The organism is Pseudomonas sp. IzPS59, assembly GCF_014863505.1.
GTDB classification, from domain to species: domain Bacteria; phylum Pseudomonadota; class Gammaproteobacteria; order Pseudomonadales; family Pseudomonadaceae; genus Aquipseudomonas; species Aquipseudomonas kribbensis.
Genome location: NZ_CP062251.1, coordinates 4,871,189 through 4,896,644, shown reverse-complemented (window position 1 = coordinate 4,896,644; position 25,456 = coordinate 4,871,189). Strand labels below are relative to the sequence as shown.

The window sequence follows — 25,456 nt, the reverse complement described above, 5'->3', positions numbered from 1 at the left end:
GATCACTCCCGCGCCACGCGTGGGAGTGATCAGTTTTCGGGCTTCGCCGCCGGTTGCCACAGGATTTCTGCAATGCCCTGGCGTCGCGCAATCAACCTCGCCGCCACAAACAACAGATCCGACAAGCGATTGATATAAGCCAGGCCAACCCCGGCCAGCGGTTCGATCGCATTCAAATGCTGACAACGCCGCTCGGCACTGCGCGCCAGGCTGCGGCACACATGCGCCTGGGCAATCAGCATCGAACCGCCGGGCAGAATGAAGTTCTCCAGCGGCCCCAATTCCTCGTTCCACACATCGATGGCCGCTTCCAGCCGTTCGATTTCTGCCGTGTTCAGCGCCTGATATTCCGGCATCGCCAGCTCGCCACCCAGGTCGAACAGTCGATGTTGGCAGGGCGCCAACACGTCGATCAATTCATTCAGCCCGGGGCAGTTTTCGCGTTCGGCAATCAACCCGGCCAGCAGCACGCCGACCTGACTGTTCAATGTGTCGACCTCACCAATGGCTTCGATGCGCGGATGGTCCTTGGGGACGCGGCGCCCATCGCCGAGGCCGGTTTCGCCTTTGTCGCCGGTGCGGGTGTAGATCTTCGACAAGCGAAAGCCCATGGTTTACCTCGGTAGTTGATTGGTTTCGGCGGCGATGGGTGCCGGTTGCGCGAGCGGCAGGCGCAGGGTGAAGCAGGTGCCTTGCCCCGGTGCCGACTGCACTTCCATCTGCCCTTTGTGATTGTTGGTGATGATGAAGTACGACACCGAGAGTCCGAGCCCCGTGCCCTGGCCGATTTCCTTGGTGGTGAAGAACGGCTCGAAGGTGCGTTTGCGCACGTTCTCGCTCATGCCGATGCCGTTGTCCTCGACCTGAATCTCGGCCCACGGCGGATTGAGCTTCGTGCGCAGAATAATCCGACCCGGCTCGCTGTCGTCTTCGCGCAGGTGGATCGCCTGTGCAGCGTTTTTCAGCAGGTTGAGCAGCACTTGTTCCAGCTCGTTGGCGGTGCCCGGAACCGGACCCAGCGCCGGGTCAAACTGACGGATGATCGCCTGACCCTTGAAGTCGAAGCCGATGGCCAGGTCGAAGTCGTTGCCGGCGATTTCCACGGCCTGATCGATCAGCGCCGGCAGGTCACACGGTGCCATCTGTCGAGTGCTGCGGCGGCTGAAACTGAGCATGTGGGTGACGATTTTTGCCGCCCGGGCCCCGGCCTGCTGGATGCCGTCGAGCAGTTGCGGGACCTCCCGGCCTTGCAGGTAACGGTTCACGGTTTCCAGTTCGATGCCCAGTTGCTCGGCCTGTTCGAGGTTTTTCGGCAGGTCGGGCGACAGACGCCGGCGTATGTTCTGCACGTTATGCAGGATCGCCCCCAGCGGGTTGTTGATCTCGTGAGCCATGCCGGCCGCGAGGCCGCCGACCGAGAGCATTTTTTCCGACTGCACCATCATGTCTTCCAGCGACAGGCGCTGGGTGATGTCGTCGATCCGGATCACCACACCACGCCCGGCACCGCCCATCAGCGGGTAGAAGGTCAGGGCGTAATGCTTGGGCTCGTCGTCCTTGAACCAGGTCACCCGCTCGATTTTCGCCACGGTGTGTTGTTCGACGGTCTGCTTGAGCTGCGGCAGGAACGGCTTGAGCGGTTCGAACGCGAGGAAGATCGGCTGATTCAGTGCTTCGTCCAGCCGGGTGCCGGAGAGGGCGCTGGCTTCCTGGTTCCACTGCGTGACGTAGAGCTGCTCGTCGAGGGCGATCAGCGCCGAGGGCATGGAGTCGATGATGCTGTTGAGGTAGTTCTGGAAACCCGTGAGCTTCTTCTCGATTTTGCTCCGCACCTGGACTTCCAGCTCCAGCTTGCGGTTGGTGTGGCGGGTTTCTTCGGCCAGCCCCTGTGCCTGATCGTAGGCGGCTTGCGAGTCATCGCGGGCGCGCTTGAGCTGCTGCTCCCGCGCCTCGATGCGTGAAAGCATGGTGTTGAACGCCTCGGCCAGACTGCCGATCTCGTCGTGGTTGCCGCGCGAGGCGCGCAAGGCGTAGTTCTCTTCGCGGGTGACCTGGCGGGAGAGTTCTTCGAGTTCGTGGATGGGGCGGGTGATCAGGCGCTTGATCTGACGGGCGATCACCAGCCACAGCAGGACGCTGAAAATCAGGATCCCCAGACTCGCCGTCAGGGTGCCGGTATAGAACGCCATCGGCAGTTCGCTGCTGGCCACCAGCAGCAGATGACCCGGCGCAGTGCCGGGGCGGGGCAGGGTGATCAATTGATTGCTGCGAAACTCGGTGAGCTGCCAGGCTTCGATGTGCCGGTAGCGTTCCGGCAGGTTGAGCTTGTCGCCGCGTTGAACCTGAGCGATGCGGTCGCCCTTGCCGTCATACAGGGCGGCGGCCCGCAGTGGCGAGTAGCTGTCGAGCTCCTTGAGCAGGCGTTCGGCGCTCTGCGGTGATTGCAGCGCTTCGGCGATCAGGCTCGGGTTCGCCACCAGACGGCCAATGGTCTGCAGCGCCTGGGGCGCCATGCTTTCCTGGGAAATGTAATAGGCCGCGCTGATGAAAGTCAGGTTGGCGACCAGTAACACGGTGGTCAACAGCACCAGCAGGGCGGCCAGCAGTTTCTGGCCGACCGGCAGGTTTTCGAGGCGCTGGCGCAATGGCATCGGGCTTATCGCAACAAAGGAACAAGTGGGCAGCGTAGCCGCTGCTCAGTCCACGGGCAATCCGAGACTGTGCAGATGGGCTGTCAGCCGTTGCTGCAATTGTTGCAGATGCGGCAGGTTGAGCTGGTGCCGCTGCGCAGCCTTGCAGGCATGGCCCAACAGATAGTTGATTTCGGTGCGGCGCTTGCTGGCCACGTCCTGATACATGGAGGAGAAATTGGCGGCGGTGGCCGAAATCACCCGTTCGACTTCCTGTTGCAGGTTGTCTGCCGCCGCGGGCTGGCCGCAACGCTCCAGCAACTCGGTCAGTTCGGCGCACAGAGTGGCTACTTCACAATGATGGTCCTGCAATCCGCCGTTACGGCAGTCGTGCAACACAGTCAGGGGATTGATCGCACAGTTGAGCGCCAGTTTTCTCCAAAGACGCGTGAGGATGTCGGCGCTCCATTCATGAGGAATCTTTGCCGCTTCAAGATCATCCAGCCAGAACGGTGCCACGGGATGACCGGCATCGCCGAGCCAGGTGTAACCGTGGCCGGCGAACACCACGCGCCAGTCGCCGTCGCGAAACGCGCCTTCGGTGCTGGAGGCGCTGATGCAGCGAGCCTGCGGGACTTGCGCGGCAACCGCTTCCTGGCTGCCGAGGCCGTTTTGCAGAAGAATCAGTTCTGCGTCCGGCGCCAGTCGATGCGCGACGCCGGCCACGGCGCTTTCGGCATCGTAGGCCTTGCACGCCACCAGCAGGCGACGGATCGGTCCGGGACTGTCCGGGGTTTCTCCGGGGATGGCATAACTGCTGGCCACGCCTTGTTCCACCAGGGTCAGACCGCCCGCCGTCGCATAGTCATGCAAGCGGTCAATGTCGCGCAGGATCAGCCGGACCGGCAATCCGGCCCGGGCCAGACGTGTGGCCCAGAGGGTGCCGAGACTTCCGGCGCCGAGGATGTGCCAGGGGGTGGACATCAGTTTTTCACTCGGTAAGGTACAGGCATGCAAGGCTCGCCGTGTCGGTGGGAAAAGACCCGTTATAATGAGCCCGATTTTAACCGCAAGCCAAGCGCGCCGCGTCCTGAACGAGCGCGCCTTTTTATTGGAGAGATTACATGCCGTCGTTCGACGTGGTATCCGAACTGGACAAACACGAACTCACCAACGCGGTCGAGAACGCCGTGAAGGAACTCGATCGTCGTTATGACCTGAAAGGCAAGGGCAGCTTCGAATTCAAGGAAAAGGACCTGACCGTCCACCTGACCGCTGAAGCCGATTTCCAGCTGGAAGCGATGATCGAGATCCTCAAGCTGGCCCTGGTCAAGCGCAAGATCGACGTGCAGTGCCTCGAAGTCAAAGACTCGTTCGCTTCGGGCAAGCTGATGAAGCAGGACGCCGTTCTGAAAGAAGGCATCGACAAGGAACTGGCGAAGAAGATCGTCGGCCACATCAAGGAAGCCAAGCTCAAGGTACAGGCCGCCATTCAGGGCGAGCAGGTGCGTGTGACCGGCAAGAAGCGTGACGACCTGCAGGAAGCCATCGCGGCCCTGCGTGCCAAGGAATTCGGCATGCCACTGCAATTCAACAACTTCCGCGACTGAGCCATCCGAGTCGGGAACCTCTCGGCGTTTTCAGCGTCCGAGGCCCAAGCAGCGGCAGAAACGATTGAGCCCCCACAGGCCCGGTCGTTCTGCCGCTGATTTTTTCAGCCCGGGAAGCCGGCAATCAGGAGATAAAAGATGGATTTGAATGCTGAGGTAGACAACCTGGTCAAGGCGTCCCAGGCGTGGATTCCGATGATCATGGAATACGGCAGCCGTGTGCTGCTGGCAGTGATTACCCTGGCGATCGGCTGGTGGCTGATCAACAAGGTCACGCAAAAACTCGGCGGCTTGCTGGCTCTGCGCAATGCCGACTTGGCGCTGCAAGGTTTCATCAGCAGCCTGGCCAACATCATTCTCAAGGTGCTGTTGATCGTCAGCGTGGCGTCGATGATCGGTGTCGAGACCACTTCGTTCGTCGCGGCGATCGGTGCGGCCGGCTTGGCCATCGGTCTGGCGTTGCAGGGCAGCCTGGCGAACTTCGCCGGCGGCGTGCTGATTCTGCTGTTCCGTCCTTTCCGCATCGGCGACTGGATCGAAGCTCAGGGTGTGGCAGGTACTGTCGACAGCATCCAGATCTTCCACACGGTACTGCGTACCGGCGACAACAAGACCATCATCGTGCCGAACGGCAACCTGTCGAATGGCATCATTACCAACACCAACCGTCAGCCAACCCGCAAGGTTGTGTTCGATGTGGGTGTCGATTACGAAGCCGATCTGCAAAAGGCCCGTCAGGTGCTGCTGGATCTGGCCAAAGATGATCGCGTTTTGCAGGATCCGGCGCCTCAGGCTGTCATTTCCACCTTGGGCGATAGTTCGATCACTGTTTCGTTGCGTGTCTGGGTCAAGACGGCAGACTACTGGGATGTGATGTTCATGTTTAACGAACAGTCCCGTGATCGTTTGAAAACAGCCGGTATTGATATTCCGTTTCCACAGCGCGTGATTCGTGTGGTTCAGGAATCGGCGGTTTAATGATAGGTTGCTAATTAATTGCCTGACTTATCGGTCAGGCATGTATTACAAGCAACAGGCAATAAAAAAGGCCCATCCGAAGATGGGCCTTTTTCATTCAACCAAACTAACCACTGACGATTACAAGATGTTCAGTGGGTACTCGGTGATCAGACGGAACTCTTTAACGTCGCCTTCGCCTTCATCAGCGTTAGCAACGTGCCACGCTTGACGAATACGGAAGGACAGGTCTTTTGCCGGACCGCTTTGAACCACATATTTGGCTTCAAAGTTGGTTTCGTGGTGTTTGCCGTCTTCACCGTAAGCACCGGTGTAAGAGCTGCCCGCTGGAGTGTGGGTACCGTCGATGTCCCAACCTTTGACGTAACGAACCATGAAGCTCAGGCCAGGAACGCCATACTCGGCCATTTTCAGGTCGTAACGGGCTTGCAGGGATTTCTCGCCTGGGCCGTTGAAGTCAGAGTACTGGATGGAGTTGGCGAGGAAGATCGAGTCGCCACCGCGGTTCGAAGGACCGTGGCCGCCGACACCGATGTAGTCAAACGGAGTATCGCCATTGACCTTCTGGAAGGCCAGGGTGAAGGTGTGTGCCTTCAGGAACGACAAGGCGGTTGCCAGGGAGAACGCAGTGTTGCTGATCTCGCCAGCTTTGGCGCTGCCGGTGTCGGTGGTGCGGTAAATGTTGAAGTCAGTGTTCAGCGAAGTGTCACCACCGAATGGGGTAGTGAGGTTCACGTTGGCGTAGTACTGGTTCCAGATGTCTTCCAGCTTGGCGCCGTACAGCGAAGCCGACAGGTTGTCGGTGATGCCGTATTTGCCGCCGAAGTAGTCGATCGAGTCAGCCTTGACGTTGGCGTAGGTTGCCCACAGCTCGCCGTCACGGGCGTTCTTGTCCTGGCTGGTCGCCGAGTAGAAGTGACCGGCTTCGAGGTCAAGGTCTTTGACTTCGCTGCTCTGCAGCTGGAAGCCGCTGGCAGTCTGAGGAAGGATACGGGAACCGCCGACAGCGAACACTGGAGCAGTGCTTGGCTGTTGATCACCGATTTTCAGCTCGGTTTTGGAGATTCGGAACTTGATGGCCGCGCCGGCTTTGCCTTGGCTATTGTCCGCTTCACGAACGCCTTTGGCATTCGGGGTGTCGCTACGGCTCATGTTGCCCGAACCGGAAGTGCCGTCACCGCCATCCAGTTTGACAGCCAGGTAACCGAATGCGTCGATACCTACGCCGACAGTACCTTGGGTGTAACCGGAGTTGAAGTTGGTGAGGAAGCCCTGGGTCCAGTCTTTCTGGTCGCGGCTGCCGTTCTTGTTGTCGCGGTTGAAGTAGTAGTTCTTCAACGTCTCGGTCAGTTTTGCGTCTTCAACAAAGCCTTTGGCTTCAGATTGATCACTAACAAACGGTGCGGCCGTAGCCAACTGAGTACTGGCTGCTGTAACGGCCAGTGCGATCATGCTCCACTTCATCACGCGCATCGTGATTTGCTCCTTTGGTTTTAGAAGAGTACTGCCGTCCCACCTGTTTTATTATCTGGGCGGCTCTTTCTTTTTGTGTCGGCGCAAACTTATATCACGCCGACAATGTTGGCGATACTTGCACATACAACCTTTCATGTTCTTTACGACGCTGTCGCAAATGGCTTGGTTGATGTCGCAAATTCACAGTACCCATGCAGTCGGGCTGACAACTTTGTCGCTGTTTCTGGGCCTTTTTGCATCGGTAAAAAAGAGTCCCTGGCAAAACACTTGAATCTCCATCGGGCAACCCTGCCACTGTTTTTTTCGGGGTTTGAACCACCACTTCCCGTGGCGGGTTCATAGCCCATATGAGTACGAATGCAACAAGCGTGCACAAACCGCAAAAATGATGCGGTTATTTTTCCATGGCCCCGCTTGCTGCTGTAAAAGCCTTGTAAATGCGGGCTCGCGCGCGCCTTTTTGATCAGGGTTGACGCGCTTCCTCGCTTGGTGTTGTCTCGCTCGATTTTGCGCATGACAACCAAAAACGTTACCGGTTCACCCTGTCAGTGAGTATTTGGCGGATGCCCGAGCCATTGAGCGTAGACCCGCTGTACGGTTTTGGTGCAAATAATTTTTTCGGCTGTACTGAATTCAAACACTTGAGCCCTGTCATGACCCTGAACGCGGTAGTGAGTCACGGTCATTTCGGCGTATTGCCTGGCACGGCGGGTCTCGTGCTGGTGCGTGATCGCCGGAAATGTTCCATGGCGGGGCGCCGCTTCATCGTGAAGGGCAGGGCATTCGAAGGTATGCTGCCGTCCTGTCGTTTAGTGCGCCTTCCACCGGGCAGGTCCACTAAGCTGAATATTGTCGATCAGCCGGGAGTACACCCAGTGTTTGCTTTAGATTCACGCCTTCAACAGGACACGCTGACCATCGGCGACTTCCCGCTCTGCCGGTTGCTGCTGTCCAACGACGCCAACTACCCGTGGTTCATCCTGGTGCCTCGTCGCGACGATATCAGCGAGTTGTTTCAATTGGATGTCGCCGATCAGCAGCGTCTGTGGCAGGAAACCACGGCCCTGGCGGAGGTGCTCAAGGACTCGTTCGATGCCGACAAGATGAACGTTGCCACCCTGGGTAACGTCGTCAGCCAGATGCACATGCATGTGATCGTGCGCAAACGTGATGACGCCGCGTGGCCGGCGCCGGTCTGGGGCAAGCACCCGGCCAGGCCTTACAGCGCCGAGCAGGTGGCCGCGATCCGCGAGCGACTGCGTCTGGTGCTGGACGAAGACTTCAAGTTTCTGGAGGGCTGATCATGAGCCTGGAACAACGCGTTACCGATCTGGAAAGCCGCCTGGCATTTCAGGACGACACCATTCAGGCGTTGAATGATGTGCTGGTGGAGCAGCAGCGAGTCGTGGAGCGTCTGCAATTGCAGATGGCCGCGCTGCTCAAGCGCCAGGAGGAAATGGTCGGCCAGTTCGGGTCCTTTGAGGAAGACGCACCGCCGCCGCACTACTGAGTTTGCGTATTTCGCAAGGGCAATAAAAAACCGCGAGCAGCCAGGCTGTTCGCGGTTTTTTTCGTTCTGGATCAGCGACGCGGCAGGGCGGCGATCACGTCTTCGGCTTGCAGGCCTTTGTCACGGTTCATTACCGAGAACTCCACGCGCTGGCCTTCGACCAGGACGCGGTGGCCTTCGCCACGGATGGCGCGAAAGTGCACGAAAATATCATCGCCGGAATCCCGGGAGATAAAGCCGAAGCCCTTGGAGGTGTTGAACCACTTGACGGTGCCGGTATCGCGGTTGCTCATGTCGTAGCTTTGCGCGGCGGCGGCCGGTGAGGATTTGTAGAAGCTGACGGCCAGGTGCAGGACCACGGCGACCAGGGCGATCACCAGGCTGAACAGCACGGCTGGCTGGCCGGCGATGACAGGCATCGGCGCGATCAGGGTCAGGGTTTGCAGGACGACGGTCAGCACGAGCAGTGCGCTGACCAGATTTTGCAGATGCTGGCGCGGGCCTTTGTTCCAGTAAGGGATCACCGGGGCAATGACCAGGTTCAGCAGGCCGAAAAAGGCCAGGTAAAGTGCATCGGGTTGTTGCAGGTAAGGAACGGCTTCGGATTTCAAGCTAGGTATGAACGACAGCAGCAACGCCGCTGCGCCCATTAGCAGGTGGACGATTTTCAACATTTTTATTGACTCACGTTATGACGGCTCACAAGGAAGAGCTGAAGGCGCACGGTTCGCTTCGAAACAATAAGAGGCGTTGGACACGTACCCGGCATCAGCCTATGCGCAACGCCCGGAAAACAGGGCATAGCGACACACTGCCTATTTAACAGCAAAGCCCACAGCTACTCAAATCACGCCGGCCAGCGGCACTGCGTGGGGCGATTTGTCGCCTCTATCGGGTCGATACGGGGGCTGCCATGGGATGGAGGCCTTGCTACAGTGATCCGACACCTGCTGGATGAATTCAATCGCCGTTAGGGGGTAAGCATGGCAATCGATATCGGTATCAGTGAAGAAGACCGCAAATCCATCGTCGAAGGGCTGTCGCGTCTGCTGTCGGACACCTACGTGCTCTATCTGAAGACCCACAACTTCCACTGGAACGTCACCGGACCGATGTTCCGGACCCTGCATCTGATGTTCGAGGAGCAATACAACGAACTGGCGCTGGCCGTGGATTCAATCGCCGAACGTATCCGCGCTCTGGGTTTCCCAGCGCCGGGTGCCTATGCGACTTACGCGCGCCTTTCCTCTATTAAGGAAGAGGTGGGCGTGCCGAGTGCCGAAGACATGATCAAACAACTGGTCGAGGGCCAGGAAGCGGTCACTCGCACGGCGCGGGGGATTTTCCCGCTGCTGGATAAGGTCAGTGACGAGCCGACGGCTGATCTTCTGACTCAGCGCATGCAAGTCCACGAGAAAACCGCGTGGATGCTCAGGGCGCTGCTCGAAGCCTGATCGCCCGTGGCGCACGGACACGAATTGTCGGCCGTGCGCCCGTCCTGACGAGGAAAAAGCACTCGTGTTTGTAGGATGCGAGGAAAGCACTTCGCTGGTCCATGATCCTCCCTTTTCTGTTGGCTTATCCTACGAGGACGGTCAAAAAGTCGTCTGGCCATGCCTTTGTCCCTGCGCTTTTAATGAGGTCACAGGATGTTGCCTTGGCAACAAGCAGAGATGGCAAAGGAGTGTCAACGATATGGAAGTTGGAGACAGGCGAAGTGGAATCGTCATCGGCTCGCGGCAGGACAGGGCCGTGGCGCCGTTTCTTGAGGAGTTCGACATGGCATTGATCCGGCCCTTGGCCCGGTCGGTGCGCTTGAACGGGTTTGCGACCTGCATGCGGCTGGAGCAGGTCTACTGGAATATTCTGGGCCGTATGGCCGAGGATAATTGCTGTTCGGTCGGCACCTTGCTGTCCCGTGTCGATCGTGAGGTGCACTTGCGTCACGGGGGGGTGAAGAACTTCAGCGGTCTGGTGCGGGTGGTGTGTGTCGTGCACGGCCTGCGGGATGCCCCGGTGACTATCGGGGGTTGCCAGTGACCGGGCGGCCCGTGCAGTCTTCCGGCTGCACAGGCCGCATTTAATGGATATAATCCCGCTCTTTCGCCACACCGCCCTGCGGGAGCTGGCAATCTGATCGCCGAGACAACTCCATGCCGATGTACGATTACCAATGTGCTTCCTGTGGTCATCAGTTGGAAGCCATTCAAAAGATCAGTGATGCACCGCTGGTCGATTGCCCTGCCTGTCAGGCACCAGAGCTAAAGAAACAGCTGTCCATGCCAGGCTTTCGCCTCAGCGGCAGCGGTTGGTACGAAACCGATTTCAAGACCGGCGCGAAGAAGAATCTGGCCGGTGGCGACAAATCTGACTAGGGTTCAGGCCCAGGTCTTACGACACGCGCGAGCATCCACCGGTCGCACAGAGCTTGAGTGCGGCGGATCTCCACCGAATTTCGAATTACGAGAAGCGAAAACACTACCATGATGCGCAGCCATTATTGCGGCCAACTGAACGAAAGCCTGGAAGGCCAGGAAATTACCCTTTGCGGATGGGTTCACCGTCGCCGCGACCACGGCGGGGTGATTTTCCTCGATATCCGTGATCGTGACGGTCTGGCCCAGGTGGTCTTCGATCCGGATCGCGCCGAGAGCTTCGCCGCCGCCGATCGCGTGCGCAGCGAATATGTCGTGAAGATCACCGGCAAGGTGCGTCTGCGTCCGGCCGGTGCCACCAACGCCAACATGGCGTCGGGCATGATCGAAGTCCTGGGCTACGAACTGGAAGTGCTGAACGAGTCGGAAACCCCGCCGTTCCCGCTGAACGAGTTCTCCGACGTCGGTGAAGAAACCCGTCTGCGCTATCGTTTCCTCGACCTGCGCCGTCCGGAAATGGCCGAGAAGCTGCGCCTGCGTTCGCGCATGACCACCAGCATCCGTCGCTACCTCGACGAGAACGGCTTCCTCGACGTGGAAACGCCGATCCTGACCCGTGCGACTCCGGAAGGCGCGCGCGACTACCTCGTGCCGAGCCGTACTCACGCCGGTTCGTTCTTCGCACTGCCGCAATCGCCTCAGCTGTTCAAGCAACTGCTGATGGTCGCCGGCTTCGACCGTTACTACCAGATCGCCAAGTGCTTCCGCGACGAAGACCTGCGTGCCGACCGTCAGCCTGAGTTCACTCAGATCGACATCGAGACCAGCTTCCTCGACGAAAAAGACATCATGGGCCTGACCGAAGGCATGATCCGCAACCTGTTCAAGGAAGTGCTGGATCTGGAATTCGGTGAATTCCCGCACATGACTTTCGAAGAAGCCATGCGCCGCTACGGTTCCGACAAGCCTGACCTGCGTAACCCGCTGGAACTGGTCGACGTAGCCGATCAGCTGAAAGAAGTCGATTTCAAAGTCTTCAGCGGCCCGGCCAACGATCCGAAATGCCGTATCGCCGCACTGCGCGTTCCAGGCGGGGCGAGCATGCCGCGCAAGCAGATCGACGACTACACCAAGTTCGTCGGCATCTACGGTGCCAAGGGCCTGGCGTACATCAAGGTCAACGAGCGTGCTGCCGGTGTTGAAGGTCTGCAATCGCCGATCGTGAAAAACATCCCGGAAGCCAACCTGAACGTGATCCTCGATCGCGTCGGTGCAGTCGACGGCGACATCGTGTTCTTCGGCGCCGACAAGGCCAAGATCGTCAGCGAAGCCCTGGGCGCGCTGCGTATCAAGCTCGGTCACGACCTGAAGCTGCTGACCTGTGAATGGGCACCGATGTGGGTCGTCGACTTCCCGATGTTCGAAGAGAACGACGACGGCAGCTTCTCCGCTCTGCACCACCCGTTCACCGCGCCGAAGTGCACCCCGGAAGAGCTCGAAGCCAACCCGGCTGGCGCGCTGTCCCGTGCCTATGACATGGTTCTGAACGGCACCGAGCTGGGTGGCGGTTCGATCCGTATCCACCGCAAGGAGATGCAGCAAGCGGTATTCCGTCTGCTGGGCATCAACGAAGCGGAACAGGAAGAGAAGTTCGGCTTCCTGCTCGACGCGCTGAAGTACGGTGCACCGCCGCACGGTGGTCTGGCCTTCGGTCTGGACCGTCTGGTGATGCTGATGACCGGCGCCCAGTCGATCCGTGAAGTGATCGCCTTCCCGAAAACCCAGAGTGCTGCCGACGTGATGACGCAGGCGCCGGGTGTCGTGGACGCCAAGGCACTGCGCGAACTGCACATTCGTTTGCGCGAAACACCAAAGGCTGAGTAAGACGGGCCTGAAGGCGCATCTTCGGATGCGCCTTTTTTCTTTCTATAGAGAGCAGGTCGAGATTTTTTGTTTGCTGGCTGTGCGATGTGCGCGGCGGGCAACGTTTCAAAGAGAATTCGGAGCGAGATATGGCAGGTCATTCCAAGTGGGCGAACATCAAGCACCGCAAAGAACGTCAGGATGCCAAACGAGGCAAGATCTTCACCAAGTGGATCCGTGAACTGACCGTTGCGGCCCGTCAGGGCGGCGGCGATCCGGGTTCCAACCCGCGTCTGCGTCTGGCCCTGGACAAGGCGCTGGGTGCCAACATGAGCCGCGACATCATCGATCGTGCGGTGGCCCGTGGCGCCGGCGCGACCGAAGCGGACAACGTTGAAGAGCTGACCTACGAAGGTTACGGCCCGGGTGGCGTCGCGGTGATGGTCGAGTGCATGACCGACAACCGCAACCGTACCGCCGCGGCCGTGCGCCACGCGTTCAGCAAGTGTGGCGGCAACCTCGGTACCGACGGTTCGGTGGCCTACCTGTTCGAACGCAAGGGCCAGATCAGCTTCGCGCCGGGTGTCGACGAGGATGCGCTGACCGAAGCGGCACTGGAAGCAGATGCCGACGACGTGGTCACTCATGAAGACGGCTCGATCGATGTGTTCACCTCGTTCACCAGTTTCTATGCCGTGCGAAACGCGCTGGAAGCGGCCGGTTTCAAGGGTGATGACGCGGAAATCGTCATGCAGCCGACCACCAGCGCCGAACTGGATCTGGAAGGTGCGGAGAAGGTGCTCAAGCTGATCGACATGCTCGAGGATCTGGATGACGTGCAGAACGTTTACTCCAATGCGGACATTCCGGAAGACGTGGCGGCTCAGCTCGGCTGATAACGGCTAGGCTTCAATGTGGGAGATTTCATGTTTGAGGGTTCCTCTCGAACATGGAATCTCCCACATTTGTTTTTGTGTTTTTTCGAAACCAGCAGGCTTATGACTTTAATTCTTGGTATCGACCCCGGTTCGCGCATCACCGGATATGGCGTGGTACGCGATACCGGGCGTGGTTGTGTCTACGTGGCTTCCGGCTGCATTCGTACCGGCGCCGGCGAGTTGCATGAGCGTCTGCAGATCGTCTATCGCGGCGTGCGGGAAATCATCCAGACCTACGGTCCGGTGACCATGGGCATCGAAAAGGTGTTCATGGCGAAAAACGCCGATTCGGCGCTGAAGCTCGGGCAAGCCCGTGGGGCCGCGATCGTTGCGGGTGCCGAAGAGAGCCTGGAAATCGCCGAGTACACGGCAACCCAGGTCAAACAGGCCGTAGTCGGCACCGGTGCGGCCAATAAGGAGCAGGTGCAGATGATGGTCATGCACATGCTCAAACTGACCAGCAAGCCACAAATCGATGCCTCGGACGCCCTGGCCATTGCCATTTGCCATGCGCACACCCGATCCAGTCTGTTGCCTCACGGTCTGGGAACCGCACGCAGTCGTGGCGGGCGCCTGCGTCTCTGATAGCATCAGCAATCAATTTTCCGGTATACGGATTTTGTGCCTGGGTCGTCGGCCCGAATCCGTATTCCGTTTTGTCGCCAGCCCACGGCTGGCCAACGCTCAAGGATCTGAAACGTGATTGGACGCTTGCGCGGCACCCTCGCTGAAAAACAGCCGCCGCACCTGATTCTGGATGTAAACGGCCTCGGGTATGAGCTGGAAGTGCCCATGACCACCCTGTATCGCCTGCCGTCGGTCGGTGAACCGCTGACCTTGCACACCCATTTGGTCGTACGCGAAGACGCGCAGTTACTCTATGGTTTCGCTGGCAAGCGTGAGCGAGACTTTTTTCGCGAGTTGATCCGTCTCAATGGTGTGGGCCCGAAACTGGCCCTGGCCTTGATGTCGAGTCTGGAAGTCGATGAGCTGATCCGTTGCGTGCAGTCCCAGGACACTTCGGCGCTGACCAAAGTGCCGGGTGTGGGCAAGAAAACCGCCGAGCGTCTGCTGGTGGAACTCAAGGACCGCTTCAAGGCCTGGGAAACCTCGCCGGCCATGTTTGCGCTGGTACCGAACCAGCCGGACGGCCCGGCACCGGTCAATACCGCCGAGAACGACGCGGTCAGCGCGCTGATTTCCCTGGGCTACAAGCCACAGGAAGCGAGCAAGGCGATTTCCGCGATCAAGGAGAAAGGCTTGAGCAGTGAAGACATGATCCGACGCGCCCTGAAGGGAATGATTTAAGTGATTGAAGCTGATCGTCTGATCGCCGCCACGCACAGTCCGCGTGAGCGCGAAGAAGTCCAGGATCGGGCGATACGTCCCGTCAGTCTGGCCGAGTACATCGGCCAGCCGACCGTTCGCGAGCAGATGGAACTGTTTATCCAGGCCGCCCGTGGCCGTAGCGAATCCCTCGACCACACCCTGATCTTCGGCCCGCCGGGGTTGGGCAAGACCACTCTGGCCAACATCATTGCCCAGGAAATGGGCGTGTCGATCAAGAGTACGTCGGGCCCGGTGCTCGAGCGGCCGGGGGATCTGGCCGCACTTCTTACCAATCTTGAACCGCACGATGTGTTGTTCATCGATGAAATCCATCGTCTGTCGCCGATCGTCGAAGAAGTGCTGTACCCGGCGATGGAAGACTTCCAGCTCGACATCATGATCGGTGAGGGGCCGGCGGCGCGTTCGATCAAACTTGATCTGCCGCCGTTCACCCTCGTTGGCGCGACGACGCGGGCGGGGATGCTGACCAATCCGTTGCGCGATCGTTTCGGTATTGTCCAGCGTCTCGAGTTCTACAGCACCGCAGACCTTGCGACGATTGTCAGCCGTTCGGCGAACATCCTCGGCCTGCCGCTGGACCCGGAAGGCTCTTTCGAGATTGCCCGTCGTGCCCGTGGTACGCCGCGGATCGCCAACCGGCTGCTGCGCCGGGTGCGGGATTTCGCCGAAGTCCGGGCCAAGGGGCATATCACCAAATCCGTTGCCGACCTGGCACTGAATCTGCTGGATGTCGATGAGCACGGCTTCGATCATCAGGACCGGCGATTGCTGCTGACCATGATCGAGAAGTTCGATGGAGGCCCCGTTGGCATCGACAGCCTGGCGGCTGCGATCAGTGAAGAGCGCCACACCATCGAAGATGTGCTGGAGCCGTATCTGATTCAGCAGGGCTACATCATGCGTACGCCGCGGGGCAGGGTGGTGACCCGGCATGCGTATCTGCATTTTGGTTTAAACATTCCGTCACGAATGGGCGAAATGCCCGTGGCAGACGAGTTTCTCGATGCCGTGGACGATTGATACACATTTATTGGCGATTTATTCAGCGTTTGTACTGTCTCAGGACGGTACTTTTGCGGTAAAGCCTTCGAACTATGAAAAACAGTTGCCTGGCCGGATTGGCAACCCGAGGAGTAAGCACTAGAGTATGCGCGCGCAAAACGGGCTTGAGCCGTTCGCACATCGTTGTCGCGTTTATTACGAGGACACCGATGCGGGCGGCATCGTGTATTACGTTAATTACCTCAAGTTTATGGAACGGGCTCGAACCGAGCGGCTCCGGGAGCTGGGCTTTGCCCAGTCGGCGCTGGCAGGGGAGGACCTGTTGTTCGTCGTGCACTCCAGCGAAGCGCGTTATCACGCGCCGGCGCGACTGGACGACGAGCTGCTGGTAAGCGCTGATGTAATCGAATTGAACCGTGCCAGCCTGCGCTTTCGACAGCAGGTCAGGCGGGCAACGGATAATGTGCTGCTCTGTGAGGGGCAGTTTCTGGTGGCCTGTGTGCGCACTAACAGTTTGAAACCCCGGGCCCTTCCCGAAGACTTGCGTGCGGCTTTCGCCGACGCGGTCGGCACGGGTACACACTTGAAGCAGGAGATAAAGCGTGGAAGCTAACGTCGTCGACCATTCCTCCATGTGGAGCCTGGTCAGCAATGCCAGCATCGTGGTGCAGTTGGTAATGTTGACCCTGGTAGCCGCATCGGTGACCTCATGGATCATGATCTTTCAGCGCAGCAATCTGCTGCGCGCCGGTCGACGTGCCCTGGAGAGCTTCGAGGAGCGCTTCTGGTCGGGTATCGACCTGTCCAAACTGTACCGCCAGGCCGGCAGCAACCCGGATCCGGACTCGGGCGTCGAGCAGATCTTCCGTGCCGGTTTCAAGGAATTCTCGCGTCTGCGCCAGCAGCCGGGCGTCGACCCTGAAGCGGTGATGGAAGGCGTGGCCCGTGCCATGCGCGTAGCCATCTCCCGCGAGGAAGAGAAGCTCGAGCAAAGCCTGCCGTTCCTCGCCACCGTCGGTTCGGTCAGCCCGTACATCGGTCTGTTCGGTACCGTGTGGGGGATCATGAACTCCTTCCGTGGTCTGGCCAGCGCACAACAGGCCACCCTGGCCACTGTGGCACCCGGCATCGCCGAAGCCCTGATCGCCACCGCGATCGGCCTGTTCGCCGCGATCCCGGCCGTTATCGCTTACAACCGTTTCTCTGCCCGCAGTGAAACCTTGCTGAGCCGCTACTACACCTTCGCCGATGAATTCCAGGCGATCCTGCACCGCAAAGTGCACACCAGCGAAGAATAAGCAGGTATTTACCGATGGCTTTAATCACTCGAGCCCGACACAAGCGCAAGCCGGTCGCCGAGATGAACGTAGTGCCTTACATCGACGTGATGCTGGTGCTGCTGGTCATCTTCATGGTGACTGCGCCGATGCTCAACCAGGGCGTGAAAGTGGATCTGCCCAAGGTTTCCAGCGAAGCCTTGCCGCAGGACAACAACACCCAGGTGCTGACCATTTCGATCAAGGCTGACAAGACCTACTACTGGAACCTTGGCAGCGAAGTCGACACCGAGAAGCAACAGGACCGGGCCATGACCCTGCCACAGATGACCGACGCGGTGACCAAGATCATCCGCGCCGGCACTGAAGGCGGCAAGCGTACCCAGGTCTTCATCCGTGGCGACAAGTCCGTCGATTATGGCTCCGTCATGGGCGCCATGGGCGGGTTGCAGAAAGCCGGGGTCGGTAATGTTGGCTTGATCACCGAGGCCCCCTGATGCAGCAACAGCGAGAGCCGTCCGCCTCGGAAAGCTACTTCTGGCCCAGTGTCTGGGCGATTGGCTTGCACGTGCTGGTGTTCGGCATGCTGTTCGTCAGTTTCGCCATGACACCGGAGCTGCCGCCGGCCAAGCCGATTGTCCAGGCGACCCTTTACCAACTGAAATCGAAAAGTCAGGCAACCACCCAGACCAATCAGAAGATTGCGGGTGAGGCGAAGAAGTCCGCCGCGCGCCAGACCGAAGTCGAGCAGATGGAGCAGAAAAAGGTCGAGCAGGAAGCGGTGAAGGCTGCGGAACAAAAGAAAGAAGAAGCGGCTCAAAAGGCCGAGGAAGCCAAGAAGGCCGATGAGGCGAAGAAAGCGGAACAGGCGAAGAAGGCTGACGAAGCCAAGAAAGCCGAAGACGCGAAGAAAGCCGCCGAAGCCAAGAAGGCAGAAGAGAAACAATTGGCTGATATAGCCAAGAAGAAAGCTGAAGAAGAAGCCAAGAAGGCTGCTGAAGAAGAGGCCAAGAAAGAGGCCGCTGAAGAAGCCAAGAAGAAGATCGTCGAAGACGCGAAGAAGAAAGCCGCCGAAGACGCCAAGAAGAAAGCCGAGGCTGAAGAGGCGAAGAAGAAAGTCGCCGATGAAGCCAAGAAGAAAGCTGCTGCCGATGCTGCGAAGAAGAAAGCGCAGGACGCGGCACGCAAATCGGTCGAGGACAAGAAGGCCCAGGCTCTGGCCGACCTGCTGTCCGACAAGACCGAGCGTCAGCAGGCTTTGGCGGATGAACGTGGTGACGAAACCGCAGGCAGCTTCGATGACTTGATTCGTGCGCGGGCAGCGGAAGGTTGGGCACGTCCTCCTTCGGCACGCAAAGGCATGACGGTTGTACTGCAGATCGGCATGTTGCCGGACGGTACGGTGACTACGGTCAGCGTGGCCAAGTCCAGTGGCGACGGTCCGTTCGATGCGTCGGCAGTGGCGGCGGTCAAGAATATTGGACGTTTGACGGAAATGCAGGGAATGAAGCCGAGCGATTTCGCTCCGTATCGTTCATTCAAGATGACATTCACACCTGAGGATCTAGCCTTGTGAGAAACCTTCTTCGAGGAATGCTGGTCGTGATCTGCTGCATGGCAGGGATCGCGATGGCGGATGAAAAGAACATTCTGGTCACCAGCGGCAGCGATCGGGCGACCCCGATCGCCGTCGTACCGTTCGGTTTCCAGGGCGGTGCCGTCCTGCCGGATGACATGGCTGAAATCATTGGCAACGACCTGCGGAACTCGGGTTATTACTCGCCAATTCCAAAACAGAACATGATCAGCCAGCCAAGCCAGCCGAGCGAAATCATCTTCCGTGACTGGAAGGCAGTCGGTGCCCAGTACATGATGGTCGGCAATATCACGCCGGCCGGTGGTCGCCTGCAGGTTCAGTGGGCGTTGTTCAACGTTGCCACCGAACAGAAAGTGGCGGACGGCAGTGTTTCCGGTACGACCGAGCAAATACGGGACATGGCGCACTTCATCTCTGACCAGTCGTTCCAGAAACTGACCGGTATCGACGGTGCGTTCTCGACTCGTCTGCTGTACGTGACGGCTGAACGCTTCTCCGAGAAGAACACCCGTTACACCCTGCAGCGTTCGGACTATGACGGTGCCCGCGCCGTGACTCTGCTGCAATCGCGCGAGCCGATCCTGTCGCCGCGTTTCGCACCGGACGGCAAGCGTATTGCCTATGTATCGTTCGAGCAGAAGCGTCCGCGGATCTTCATGCAGAACATCGACACCGGTCGCCGTGAGCAGATCACCAACTTCGAAGGCCTGAACGGTGCTCCGGCCTGGTCGCCGGATGGCAATCGCCTGGCGTTCGTGCTGTCGAAGGACGGTAACCCGGACATCTACGTGATGAACCTCGGTTCGCGCCAGATCACTCGTGTGACTGCCGGTCCGGGTATCAACACCGAACCGTACTGGGGCAAGGATGGCTCGACCATCTACTTCACTTCCGACCGTGGCGGCAAGCCGCAGATCTACAAGACCAGCGCCAATGGCGGTGGTGCCGAGCGTGTGACGTTCGTGGGCAACTACAACGCCAACCCGAAGCTGTCGGCTGATGAAAAGACCCTGGTGATGATCCATCGTCAGGACGGTTTCACCAATTTCAAAGTGGCGGCTCAGGATTTGCAGCGCGGAAGTGTAAAAATCCTCACTGATAGCACTCTGGACGAGTCGCCTACTGTTGCGCCCAACGGCACCATGGTAATCTACGCCACCCGCCAACAGGGCCGGGGAGTCTTGATGCTCGTGTCCATTAATGGACGCGTTAGGCTCCCGCTTCCTACCGCTCAAGGCGAAGTCAGAGAACCGTCCTGGTCCCCTTACCTGAAGTGAGCGGGCGCTACACGTTTTACTTAACACACTGGGGTTCATTAGGAGTTTCACGATGGAAATGCTGAAGTTTGGTAAATTTGCTGCGCTGGCTCTGGCCATGGCTGTAGCTGTAGGTTGCTCGTCCAAAGGCGGCGACAACGCCGGTGAAGGCGCTGTTGATCCAAACGCTGGTTACGGCGCAAACACTGGTGCCGTTGACGGTTCCCTGAGCGAAGAAGCTGCTCTGCGCGCAATCACCACCTTCTACTTCGAATACGACAGCTCGGACCTGAAGCCAGAAGCCATGCGCGCTCTGGACGTTCACGCCAAAGACCTGAAAGCAAACGGCGCTCGCGTTGTTCTGGAAGGCAACACCGACGAACGTGGTACTCGTGAGTACAACATGGCACTGGGCGAGCGTCGTGCGAAAGCCGTTCAGCGCTACCTGGTACTGCAAGGTGTTTCCCCAGCTCAGCTGGAACTGGTTTCCTACGGCGAAGAGCGTCCAGTTGCTACCGGCAACGACGAGCAGTCCTGGGCTCAAAACCGTCGCGTCGAACTGCGTAAGTAATTCGATATGCGAACGTGCCGTCGTGCTGTAACTGTTCTGGCTCTCAGCCTTGCGCCGCTTGCGGCGTGGGCTGCGGTTCCTGTGGTCGATGACAACTCCGGTTATAACAATAGCGGGAGCAGTTATCCGCCTGCAGGTTACGGTACGAACGGCGCCTATGCCGGGGGAGCGGCTTCGGCCCCTGCCTCGGCACAAGGCATGCTGTTCAACCAACTGCAACAAATGCAGGATCAGATATCGCGCCAGCAGGGCGTGATCGAAGAACTGCAGAATCAGGTTGCGCGCATGAAGCAGGAATCCCTGGAGCGATACCAGGATCTTGATCGGCGCATAGGATCCGGTGCTGCACCTGCCGCGACTCCCGAGAATTCTTCTGCCGGTGGCGATGCAAGTGCTGCTGCCGGTGCCGCTGCTGGAGCCGGGGCCGCTGCTGCCGCCCAGGCACCTGCCGCGAGTGGCGAACCGGCTGATCCGGCCAAGGAAAAGCTGTATTACGATGCAGCCTTCGACCTGATCAAGGCCAAGGATTTCGACAAGGCCAGCCAGGCTTTCGCCGCGTTCCTGCGTAAATACCCGAACAGCCAGTACGCGGGCAATGCCCAGTACTGGTTGGGTGAAGTGAACCTGGCCAAAGGCGATCTGCAAGGTGCAGGTCAGGCGTTTGCCAAGGTTTCGCAGCTGTATCCCAAGCATGCCAAGGTGCCGGATTCGCTGTACAAGCTGGCTGACGTAGAGCGCCGCCTCGGTCACACCGACAAGGTCAAAGGCATTCTGCAACAAGTGGTGTCCCAGTATCCGGGTACCTCCGCTGCCCAGTTGGCCCAGCGCGATCTGCAACGCATGTAATACTGTTTGACCCGTTTGGAAGAAACCCGCGCTTGTCGCGGGTTTTTTCGTTAGAATTCACGCCCTTTTATGAAACACGCTTCTGGTGATCTACGCGTTGGCGGGGTTGCCTGAAGTGCCTGACGGAGGCGGACAGCCTGTTTAGCTGTTACGCCCGTGGCGACTATGCAAGACACATTGAGAATCACCGAAGTTTTCTACTCGTTGCAGGGGGAAACGCGGACTGCCGGGCTGCCCACTGTTTTTGTGCGCCTGACCGGTTGCCCGTTGCGTTGCCAATACTGCGACAGTGCCTACGCGTTCAGCGGCGGCACCATTCGTACACTCGACGACATCCTCGAGCAAGTGGCCGGGTTTCGCCCGCGCTACGTTTGTGTCACTGGCGGTGAGCCGCTGGCACAGCCCAATGCCATCCCTTTGCTCAAGCAATTGTGCGATGCCGGCTACGAAGTCTCGCTGGAAACCAGCGGCGCCCTCGACATTTCAGCGGTTGATCCGCGGGTCAGTCGGGTTGTCGATCTGAAGACGCCCGATTCGAAAGAAGCCCATCGTAACCGTTACGAGAACATCGAACTGTTGACCCCCAACGATCAGGTGAAGTTTGTCATCTGCTCGCGGGACGACTATGACTGGGCAGTATCCAAACTGATCCAGTACGGGCTTGACCGGCGTGCCGGCGAAGTCCTGTTTTCTCCAAGTCACCATGACCTGAACGCAAGGGATCTGGCGGACTGGGTGGTGGCGGATAACCTGCCAGTGCGGTTGCAACTGCAGCTGCATAAATATCTATGGAATGATGAGCCGGGGCGCTGAGATGACTGAACAACTGAACACCAACGAAAAACGTGCGGTCATCCTGCTGTCGGGTGGGCTGGACTCGGCCACCGTGGTGGCAATGGCTCGCGCAGAAGGCTACGCCTGCTACACCATGAGCTTCGATTACGGTCAACGCTCCCACGCTGAATTGCACGCCGCTGCTCGCGTTGCCCGCGATCTGGGTGTGGTCGAGCACAAGGTCATTGGCCTGAACCTGAATGGCATGGGTGGTTCGGCCCTGACCGACACCAGCATCGATATCCCGGAAGAGTTGGGCGAAGGCATCCCGGTCACTTACGTGCCGGCACGTAACACGGTCTTCCTGTCGCTGGCATTGGGCTGGGCTGAAGTACTTGGCGCCCGTGACATCTTTATCGGCGTCAACGCGGTGGATTACTCCGGCTACCCGGACTGCCGTCCCGAGTTCATCGAGTCTTTCGAGCGCATGGCCAACCTGGCGACCAAGGCCGGTGTGGAAGGCAATGGTTTCCGCATCCAGGCGCCGCTGCAGAACCTGAGCAAGGCACAGATTGTTCAGAGTGGCGTGAAGCTGGGTGTTGATTACGGGCTGACGGTTTCCTGCTATCAGGCGGATGATAACGGCCGTGCCTGCGGCAAATGCGACAGCTGCCGACTGCGTGCGGAAGGCTTTGCAGCGGCCGGAATCAGCGACCCGACACCTTATTTTTGATTATTTTCAAATTAGGTGTTGAATAGTCCTTAAAAATCAGTATTATACGCGCCACCACACAGCGGGTCGTTAGCTCAGTTGGTAGAGCAGTTGGCTTTTAACCAATTGGTCGTAGGTTCGAATCCCACACGACCCACCATATTTGGCGGTTTAGAAAATCCGGAAGGCCCACGAAAGTGAGGATTTCCGGGTTTTTTTTTGCCTGCGATTTGGCGTCACTCCTTTTGGCACCTGTTGCGCTGACACAGGTCAGAATCATCTTTTGCATCATCGGGATATTCTGTAGCCTTGCGCAGCTTCAACGCTGTCCGTGCCTGATAAAACTCACTCTCCCGGCGGTACCCTCAAGCGGTCCGGAGCCGGGTGTATACTCGACTTTCGCGCGAATGCGCCTGCAGGTCTTGCGAACATGACGCAGATTTCCGAACGCCTTCTGGTACAAGCCCACCTCGACGCCAAGCAGCCCAAGCCGCTGACGGCCGAGGAAGAGGCTTATTACCGTTCCGCCATCGCCGCCGAGCTCAAGGCTCAGGACGCGGTGCTGGTTGCCCACTTTTATTGCGATCCGATCATTCAGGCCCTCGCCGAAGAAACCGGTGGTTGCGTTTCCGACTCTCTGGAAATGGCCCGCTTCGGCAACGCTCACCCGGCCAAGACCGTAGTGGTTGCCGGGGTGAAATTCATGGGTGAAACCGCGAAGATCCTCAACCCGGAAAAACGCGTACTGATGCCGACCCTGGAGGCGACCTGTTCGCTGGATCTGGGTTGCCCGGTGGACGAGTTCTCGGCGTTCTGCGATCAGCATCCGGAGCGCACCGTGGTGGTGTACGCCAACACCTCGGCCGCGGTCAAAGCCCGGGCCGACTGGGTGGTGACATCGAGTTGCGCGCTGGAGATCGTCGAAAGCCTGATGGATAACGGCGAGACCATCATCTGGGGGCCGGACAAGCACCTGGGCACCTACATTCAGCGTCAGACCGGCGCCGACATGTTGCTTTGGGACGGTGCCTGCATCGTTCACGAAGAGTTCAAGTCCAAGCAGCTGGAAGACATGAAGGCGCTGTACCCGGACGCGGCCATTCTGGTGCACCCGGAGTCGCCGACGTCGGTGATCGAGCTGGCGGATGCCGTCGGTTCCACCAGCCAGTTGATCGCCGCCGCACAATCGCTGCCGAACAAGACCCTGATCGTGGCCACTGACCGTGGCATCTTCTACAAGATGCAGCAGCTGTGCCCGGACAAGGTCTTCATCGAGGCGCCAACGGCCGGTAATGGCGCGGCGTGCCGCAGTTGCGCACATTGCCCGTGGATGGCCATGAACACCCTTGAGCGCACGCTGAAGTGCTTGCAGGAGGGCTCGAACGAGATCTTCGTCGACCCGGCGCTGATTCCCCAGGCGATCCGCCCGCTCAAGCGCATGCTCGACTTCACTCAAGCTGCGCGGATGAAACTGGCAGGCAACGCCTGACCTTGAGCCGCAAACAAAAACGCCCCGATTCGATCGGGGCGTTTTTGTTTCTGCCGGGTTACTTCGCTTTCTTCGGAATCCGCACCAGTTGCGTGTCCGAGTAGATGTCATGCCAGGCGCGCTTGCGCTTGTCGAACAGCGACCAGAAGAACCCCACGCCGAGGCACAGCCACGACGCGATCGACACCATGAACCGCAGCAGCGCCTGCCACAGGCTGATCGCGGTGCCATCGGCGTTCTGTACGCGGATGCCCCAGACCTGCATGCCCAGGGTCTGGCCGGCGTGAGTCCAGAATTTGGCGAAGAAGCCGAACAGCACCAGCAGCAGCACGGTGGAGTACAGCGGGTCGCCGTCCAGTTTGCCGGCGTCGGTCATTGCGCGCAGACGTTCTTCGCCAATGATTGCGGCCTGGATCAGCTTATAGATGAAGCCTGTGACGATCAGCAGAGCGGTGCACAGAAGAAAATCGTAGAACATCGCTGCCAGACGACGGCCGAGACCGACGGCAGGAAAGTCGCCCTGGGGAAGGAGCAGGTGTTTCGACATGGCAGCCTCTGGACGGAAAGTGAAGCGCCATTTTACGGATTCGCGCGCACAAAAAAGCCCCTGATATCAATATCAGGGGCTTTTTCGTTACAGAAAATCAGGCTTCAGCGATGACTTCATCAGCCTGCATGCCTTTCTGGCCTTGTACGGCAACGAAAGTCACTTTCTGGCCTTCTTTCAGGCTCTTGAAGCCGTTGCCCTGAATAGCGCGGAAATGCACGAACAGATCCGGACCGCTTTCTGGAGTGATAAAACCAAAACCTTTCTCGTCGTTAAACCACTTGACGGTACCGCTCTGACGTGTGGACATTTCTTATTTCCTTTGACGCAAAAATTGATGACAGTCTCTTCCTCATGAAAGAGTACTGGGGCTGGTTGCAGGAGAGTAAGAAGACGTCGAACGGGATGTAGCTAACTTGTAGGCTACTGCCCAGGTCACGATTCCAAGCTGACCCATGCAAACACAGTGGACAAACTCTACGCCAACTACAGGAGGAAAAACAAGCCCCGTGAAGGCCCCGGTTTTCCTGTGCTTGCCGGCTGTTAGTCAGTCCACTAGTCGGGCTTATACGATTAGCTTGTTCAATTGTTTTCGAACGTTATAAGCCAAGTTCATATTCGAATCGAATGTAAGGGAAGTGCACTGTTTTATGGC

The 25,456-nt window shown here is 58.7% G+C and carries 29 protein-coding genes and 1 tRNA gene; 23 read left to right on the top strand and 7 right to left on the bottom strand.

Translation table 11 applies throughout. The features are described 5' to 3' along the window. Window positions 1–29 precede the first annotated feature (29 nt). Genes IF189_RS22005 through IF189_RS21995 form a run of 3 tightly spaced genes read right to left on the bottom strand, consistent with a single transcriptional unit; the run spans window position 30 to window position 3,614 of the window. Entirely contained in the window at window positions 30–611 is a 582-nt protein-coding gene (locus IF189_RS22005; RefSeq protein WP_134827892.1) for a cob(I)yrinic acid a,c-diamide adenosyltransferase, read from the bottom strand. 3 nt (window positions 612–614) lie between these two features. After that, window positions 615–2,651: an ATP-binding protein gene (locus IF189_RS22000; protein ID WP_134827891.1), complete on the bottom strand. Its 2,037-nt coding sequence runs from the start codon at window positions 2,649–2,651 to the stop codon at window positions 615–617. 45 nt (window positions 2,652–2,696) lie between these two features. Beyond that, window positions 2,697–3,614, bottom strand: a complete 918-nt coding sequence (locus IF189_RS21995; RefSeq protein ID WP_134827890.1) for a putative 2-dehydropantoate 2-reductase — start codon at window positions 3,612–3,614, stop codon at window positions 2,697–2,699. 140 nt (window positions 3,615–3,754) lie between these two features. Here IF189_RS21995 and IF189_RS21990 point away from each other — a divergent pair, with 140 nt between their 5' ends. Then, a complete protein-coding gene (locus IF189_RS21990; RefSeq protein WP_007951218.1) occupies window positions 3,755–4,240 on the top strand; it encodes a YajQ family cyclic di-GMP-binding protein in 486 nt (161 codons plus the stop codon). Window positions 4,241–4,378: 138 nt separating this feature from the next. Next, on the top strand, window positions 4,379–5,218 hold the full coding sequence (locus IF189_RS21985) for a mechanosensitive ion channel family protein (protein WP_007951217.1): 840 nt from the start codon (window positions 4,379–4,381) through the stop codon (window positions 5,216–5,218). Between the two features lie 120 nt (window positions 5,219–5,338). Here IF189_RS21985 and IF189_RS21980 read toward each other — a convergent pair whose 3' ends face one another. Continuing rightward, complete coding sequence (locus IF189_RS21980; RefSeq protein WP_134827889.1) at window positions 5,339–6,691, bottom strand: OprD family porin; 1,353 nt, start codon at window positions 6,689–6,691, stop codon at window positions 5,339–5,341. 878 nt (window positions 6,692–7,569) lie between these two features. Here IF189_RS21980 and IF189_RS21975 point away from each other — a divergent pair. Together IF189_RS21975 and IF189_RS21970 are read left to right on the top strand one after the other, a co-directional pair. Beyond that, the gene (locus IF189_RS21975; RefSeq protein WP_134827888.1) at window positions 7,570–7,995 is read left to right on the top strand and encodes an HIT family protein; all 426 of its coding nucleotides are present in this window, start codon (window positions 7,570–7,572) and stop codon (window positions 7,993–7,995) included. A gap of 2 nt (window positions 7,996–7,997) precedes the next feature. Beyond that, on the top strand, window positions 7,998–8,204 hold the full coding sequence (locus IF189_RS21970) for a SlyX family protein (RefSeq protein ID WP_085709618.1): 207 nt from the start codon (window positions 7,998–8,000) through the stop codon (window positions 8,202–8,204). Between the two features lie 71 nt (window positions 8,205–8,275). Here IF189_RS21970 and IF189_RS29030 read toward each other — a convergent pair whose 3' ends face one another. Beyond that, window positions 8,276–8,878, bottom strand: a complete 603-nt coding sequence (locus tag IF189_RS29030; protein ID WP_114885073.1) for a cold-shock protein — start codon at window positions 8,876–8,878, stop codon at window positions 8,276–8,278. A 309-nt stretch (window positions 8,879–9,187) separates the two neighbouring features. Here IF189_RS29030 and IF189_RS21960 point away from each other — a divergent pair, with 309 nt between their 5' ends. The 19 genes from IF189_RS21960 to nadA all read left to right on the top strand — a co-directional run bounded on the left by IF189_RS21960 (window position 9,188) and on the right by nadA (window position 24,254). Continuing rightward, window positions 9,188–9,658, top strand: coding sequence for a Dps family protein (locus IF189_RS21960; protein WP_039766007.1), 471 nt, complete (start codon window positions 9,188–9,190; stop codon window positions 9,656–9,658). 241 nt (window positions 9,659–9,899) lie between these two features. Next, on the top strand, window positions 9,900–10,244 hold the full coding sequence (locus tag IF189_RS21955) for a ribbon-helix-helix domain-containing protein (protein WP_085709620.1): 345 nt from the start codon (window positions 9,900–9,902) through the stop codon (window positions 10,242–10,244). 113 nt (window positions 10,245–10,357) lie between these two features. Then, complete coding sequence (locus IF189_RS21950) at window positions 10,358–10,579, top strand: FmdB family zinc ribbon protein (RefSeq protein ID WP_007951210.1); 222 nt, start codon at window positions 10,358–10,360, stop codon at window positions 10,577–10,579. 108 nt (window positions 10,580–10,687) lie between these two features. Beyond that, window positions 10,688–12,463: an aspartate--tRNA ligase gene (aspS, locus tag IF189_RS21945; RefSeq protein WP_085709621.1), complete on the top strand. Its 1,776-nt coding sequence runs from the start codon at window positions 10,688–10,690 to the stop codon at window positions 12,461–12,463. Between the two features lie 128 nt (window positions 12,464–12,591). Continuing rightward, entirely contained in the window at window positions 12,592–13,338 is a 747-nt protein-coding gene (locus IF189_RS21940; RefSeq protein ID WP_085709622.1) for a YebC/PmpR family DNA-binding transcriptional regulator, read from the top strand. Window positions 13,339–13,440: 102 nt separating this feature from the next. Beyond that, window positions 13,441–13,965, top strand: a complete 525-nt coding sequence (gene ruvC / locus IF189_RS21935) for a crossover junction endodeoxyribonuclease RuvC (RefSeq protein ID WP_065258525.1) — start codon at window positions 13,441–13,443, stop codon at window positions 13,963–13,965. 114 nt (window positions 13,966–14,079) lie between these two features. Beyond that, window positions 14,080–14,688, top strand: a complete 609-nt coding sequence (gene ruvA, locus IF189_RS21930; protein ID WP_007951205.1) for a Holliday junction branch migration protein RuvA — start codon at window positions 14,080–14,082, stop codon at window positions 14,686–14,688. Further along, a complete protein-coding gene (gene ruvB / locus IF189_RS21925) occupies window positions 14,689–15,750 on the top strand; it encodes a Holliday junction branch migration DNA helicase RuvB (RefSeq protein WP_085709623.1) in 1,062 nt (353 codons plus the stop codon). It abuts the gene before it with no gap. Between the two features lie 127 nt (window positions 15,751–15,877). Continuing rightward, a complete protein-coding gene (gene ybgC / locus IF189_RS21920; RefSeq protein WP_085709624.1) occupies window positions 15,878–16,345 on the top strand; it encodes a tol-pal system-associated acyl-CoA thioesterase in 468 nt (155 codons plus the stop codon). Beyond that, window positions 16,335–17,030 carry a protein TolQ gene (gene tolQ, locus IF189_RS21915; protein WP_007912733.1) on the top strand — a complete coding sequence of 232 codons (696 nt, stop codon included), beginning with the start codon at window positions 16,335–16,337 and terminating at the stop codon, window positions 17,028–17,030. Before ybgC ends, tolQ begins: the two co-directional genes overlap by 11 nt. A 23-nt stretch (window positions 17,031–17,053) precedes the next feature. Continuing rightward, on the top strand, window positions 17,054–17,506 hold the full coding sequence (gene tolR, locus IF189_RS21910) for a protein TolR (protein WP_162803534.1): 453 nt from the start codon (window positions 17,054–17,056) through the stop codon (window positions 17,504–17,506). Continuing rightward, entirely contained in the window at window positions 17,506–18,585 is a 1,080-nt protein-coding gene (gene tolA, locus IF189_RS21905) for a cell envelope integrity protein TolA (protein WP_085709625.1), read from the top strand. The genes tolR and tolA overlap by 1 nt, the downstream gene beginning before the upstream one ends. Before the next feature lie 17 nt (window positions 18,586–18,602). Then, complete coding sequence (gene tolB / locus IF189_RS21900) at window positions 18,603–19,883, top strand: Tol-Pal system beta propeller repeat protein TolB (protein WP_162803533.1); 1,281 nt, start codon at window positions 18,603–18,605, stop codon at window positions 19,881–19,883. Between the two features lie 52 nt (window positions 19,884–19,935). Next, window positions 19,936–20,433 carry a peptidoglycan-associated lipoprotein Pal gene (pal, locus tag IF189_RS21895; RefSeq protein WP_003178634.1) on the top strand — a complete coding sequence of 166 codons (498 nt, stop codon included), beginning with the start codon at window positions 19,936–19,938 and terminating at the stop codon, window positions 20,431–20,433. Between the two features lie 6 nt (window positions 20,434–20,439). Then, window positions 20,440–21,279 (top strand): tol-pal system protein YbgF, encoded by an 840-nt coding sequence (gene ybgF / locus IF189_RS21890; protein WP_085730266.1) that lies wholly within the window; start codon window positions 20,440–20,442, stop codon window positions 21,277–21,279. 165 nt (window positions 21,280–21,444) lie between these two features. Beyond that, a complete protein-coding gene (gene queE / locus IF189_RS21885; protein ID WP_041068581.1) occupies window positions 21,445–22,092 on the top strand; it encodes a 7-carboxy-7-deazaguanine synthase QueE in 648 nt (215 codons plus the stop codon). Between the two features lies 1 nt (window position 22,093). Then, window positions 22,094–22,786 (top strand): 7-cyano-7-deazaguanine synthase QueC, encoded by a 693-nt coding sequence (gene queC / locus IF189_RS21880; RefSeq protein WP_192552251.1) that lies wholly within the window; start codon window positions 22,094–22,096, stop codon window positions 22,784–22,786. Window positions 22,787–22,849: 63 nt separating this feature from the next. Further along, a tRNA-Lys gene (locus IF189_RS21875) sits at window positions 22,850–22,925 on the top strand. A 270-nt stretch (window positions 22,926–23,195) separates the two neighbouring features. Beyond that, a complete protein-coding gene (gene nadA / locus IF189_RS21870; RefSeq protein WP_119427860.1) occupies window positions 23,196–24,254 on the top strand; it encodes a quinolinate synthase NadA in 1,059 nt (352 codons plus the stop codon). 58 nt (window positions 24,255–24,312) lie between these two features. On the opposite strand, the gene IF189_RS21865 is transcribed toward nadA, so the two are convergent. Together IF189_RS21865 and IF189_RS21860 are read right to left on the bottom strand one after the other, a co-directional pair. Continuing rightward, the gene (locus IF189_RS21865) at window positions 24,313–24,801 is read right to left on the bottom strand and encodes an RDD family protein (protein WP_085730269.1); all 489 of its coding nucleotides are present in this window, start codon (window positions 24,799–24,801) and stop codon (window positions 24,313–24,315) included. A 97-nt stretch (window positions 24,802–24,898) separates the two neighbouring features. Next, the gene (locus IF189_RS21860) at window positions 24,899–25,111 is read right to left on the bottom strand and encodes a cold-shock protein (protein WP_007951194.1); all 213 of its coding nucleotides are present in this window, start codon (window positions 25,109–25,111) and stop codon (window positions 24,899–24,901) included. Window positions 25,112–25,456 lie beyond the last annotated feature (345 nt).

Excerpts from the sequence above, each read along its gene's own strand:
- IF189_RS21940 (WP_085709622.1), top strand. The coding sequence starts at position 12,592 with ATGGCAGGTCATTCCAAGTGGGCGAACATCAAGCACCGCAAAGAACGT.
- IF189_RS21865 (WP_085730269.1), bottom strand. The coding sequence starts at position 24,801 with ATGTCGAAACACCTGCTCCTTCCCCAGGGCGACTTTCCTGCCGTCGGT.
- IF189_RS29030 (WP_114885073.1), bottom strand. The coding sequence starts at position 8,878 with ATGTTGAAAATCGTCCACCTGCTAATGGGCGCAGCGGCGTTGCTGCTG.
- ruvC (WP_065258525.1), top strand. The coding sequence starts at position 13,441 with ATGACTTTAATTCTTGGTATCGACCCCGGTTCGCGCATCACCGGATAT.
- IF189_RS21995 (WP_134827890.1), bottom strand. The coding sequence starts at position 3,614 with ATGTCCACCCCCTGGCACATCCTCGGCGCCGGAAGTCTCGGCACCCTC.
- IF189_RS21970 (WP_085709618.1), top strand. The coding sequence starts at position 7,998 with ATGAGCCTGGAACAACGCGTTACCGATCTGGAAAGCCGCCTGGCATTT.
- ybgF (WP_085730266.1), top strand. The coding sequence starts at position 20,440 with ATGCGAACGTGCCGTCGTGCTGTAACTGTTCTGGCTCTCAGCCTTGCG.
- aspS (WP_085709621.1), top strand. The coding sequence starts at position 10,688 with ATGATGCGCAGCCATTATTGCGGCCAACTGAACGAAAGCCTGGAAGGC.
- IF189_RS21980 (WP_134827889.1), bottom strand. The coding sequence starts at position 6,691 with ATGCGCGTGATGAAGTGGAGCATGATCGCACTGGCCGTTACAGCAGCC.
- IF189_RS21955 (WP_085709620.1), top strand. The coding sequence starts at position 9,900 with ATGGAAGTTGGAGACAGGCGAAGTGGAATCGTCATCGGCTCGCGGCAG.
- queC (WP_192552251.1), top strand. The coding sequence starts at position 22,094 with ATGACTGAACAACTGAACACCAACGAAAAACGTGCGGTCATCCTGCTG.
- IF189_RS22000 (WP_134827891.1), bottom strand. The coding sequence starts at position 2,651 with ATGCCATTGCGCCAGCGCCTCGAAAACCTGCCGGTCGGCCAGAAACTG.
- pal (WP_003178634.1), top strand. The coding sequence starts at position 19,936 with ATGGAAATGCTGAAGTTTGGTAAATTTGCTGCGCTGGCTCTGGCCATG.
- IF189_RS21860 (WP_007951194.1), bottom strand. The coding sequence starts at position 25,111 with ATGTCCACACGTCAGAGCGGTACCGTCAAGTGGTTTAACGACGAGAAA.
- ybgC (WP_085709624.1), top strand. The coding sequence starts at position 15,878 with ATGCGCGCGCAAAACGGGCTTGAGCCGTTCGCACATCGTTGTCGCGTT.
- tolB (WP_162803533.1), top strand. The coding sequence starts at position 18,603 with ATGCTGGTCGTGATCTGCTGCATGGCAGGGATCGCGATGGCGGATGAA.
- IF189_RS21950 (WP_007951210.1), top strand. The coding sequence starts at position 10,358 with ATGCCGATGTACGATTACCAATGTGCTTCCTGTGGTCATCAGTTGGAA.
- IF189_RS22005 (WP_134827892.1), bottom strand. The coding sequence starts at position 611 with ATGGGCTTTCGCTTGTCGAAGATCTACACCCGCACCGGCGACAAAGGC.
- IF189_RS21985 (WP_007951217.1), top strand. The coding sequence starts at position 4,379 with ATGGATTTGAATGCTGAGGTAGACAACCTGGTCAAGGCGTCCCAGGCG.
- IF189_RS21990 (WP_007951218.1), top strand. The coding sequence starts at position 3,755 with ATGCCGTCGTTCGACGTGGTATCCGAACTGGACAAACACGAACTCACC.
- tolA (WP_085709625.1), top strand. The coding sequence starts at position 17,506 with ATGCAGCAACAGCGAGAGCCGTCCGCCTCGGAAAGCTACTTCTGGCCC.
- queE (WP_041068581.1), top strand. The coding sequence starts at position 21,445 with ATGCAAGACACATTGAGAATCACCGAAGTTTTCTACTCGTTGCAGGGG.
- IF189_RS21960 (WP_039766007.1), top strand. The coding sequence starts at position 9,188 with ATGGCAATCGATATCGGTATCAGTGAAGAAGACCGCAAATCCATCGTC.
- nadA (WP_119427860.1), top strand. The coding sequence starts at position 23,196 with ATGACGCAGATTTCCGAACGCCTTCTGGTACAAGCCCACCTCGACGCC.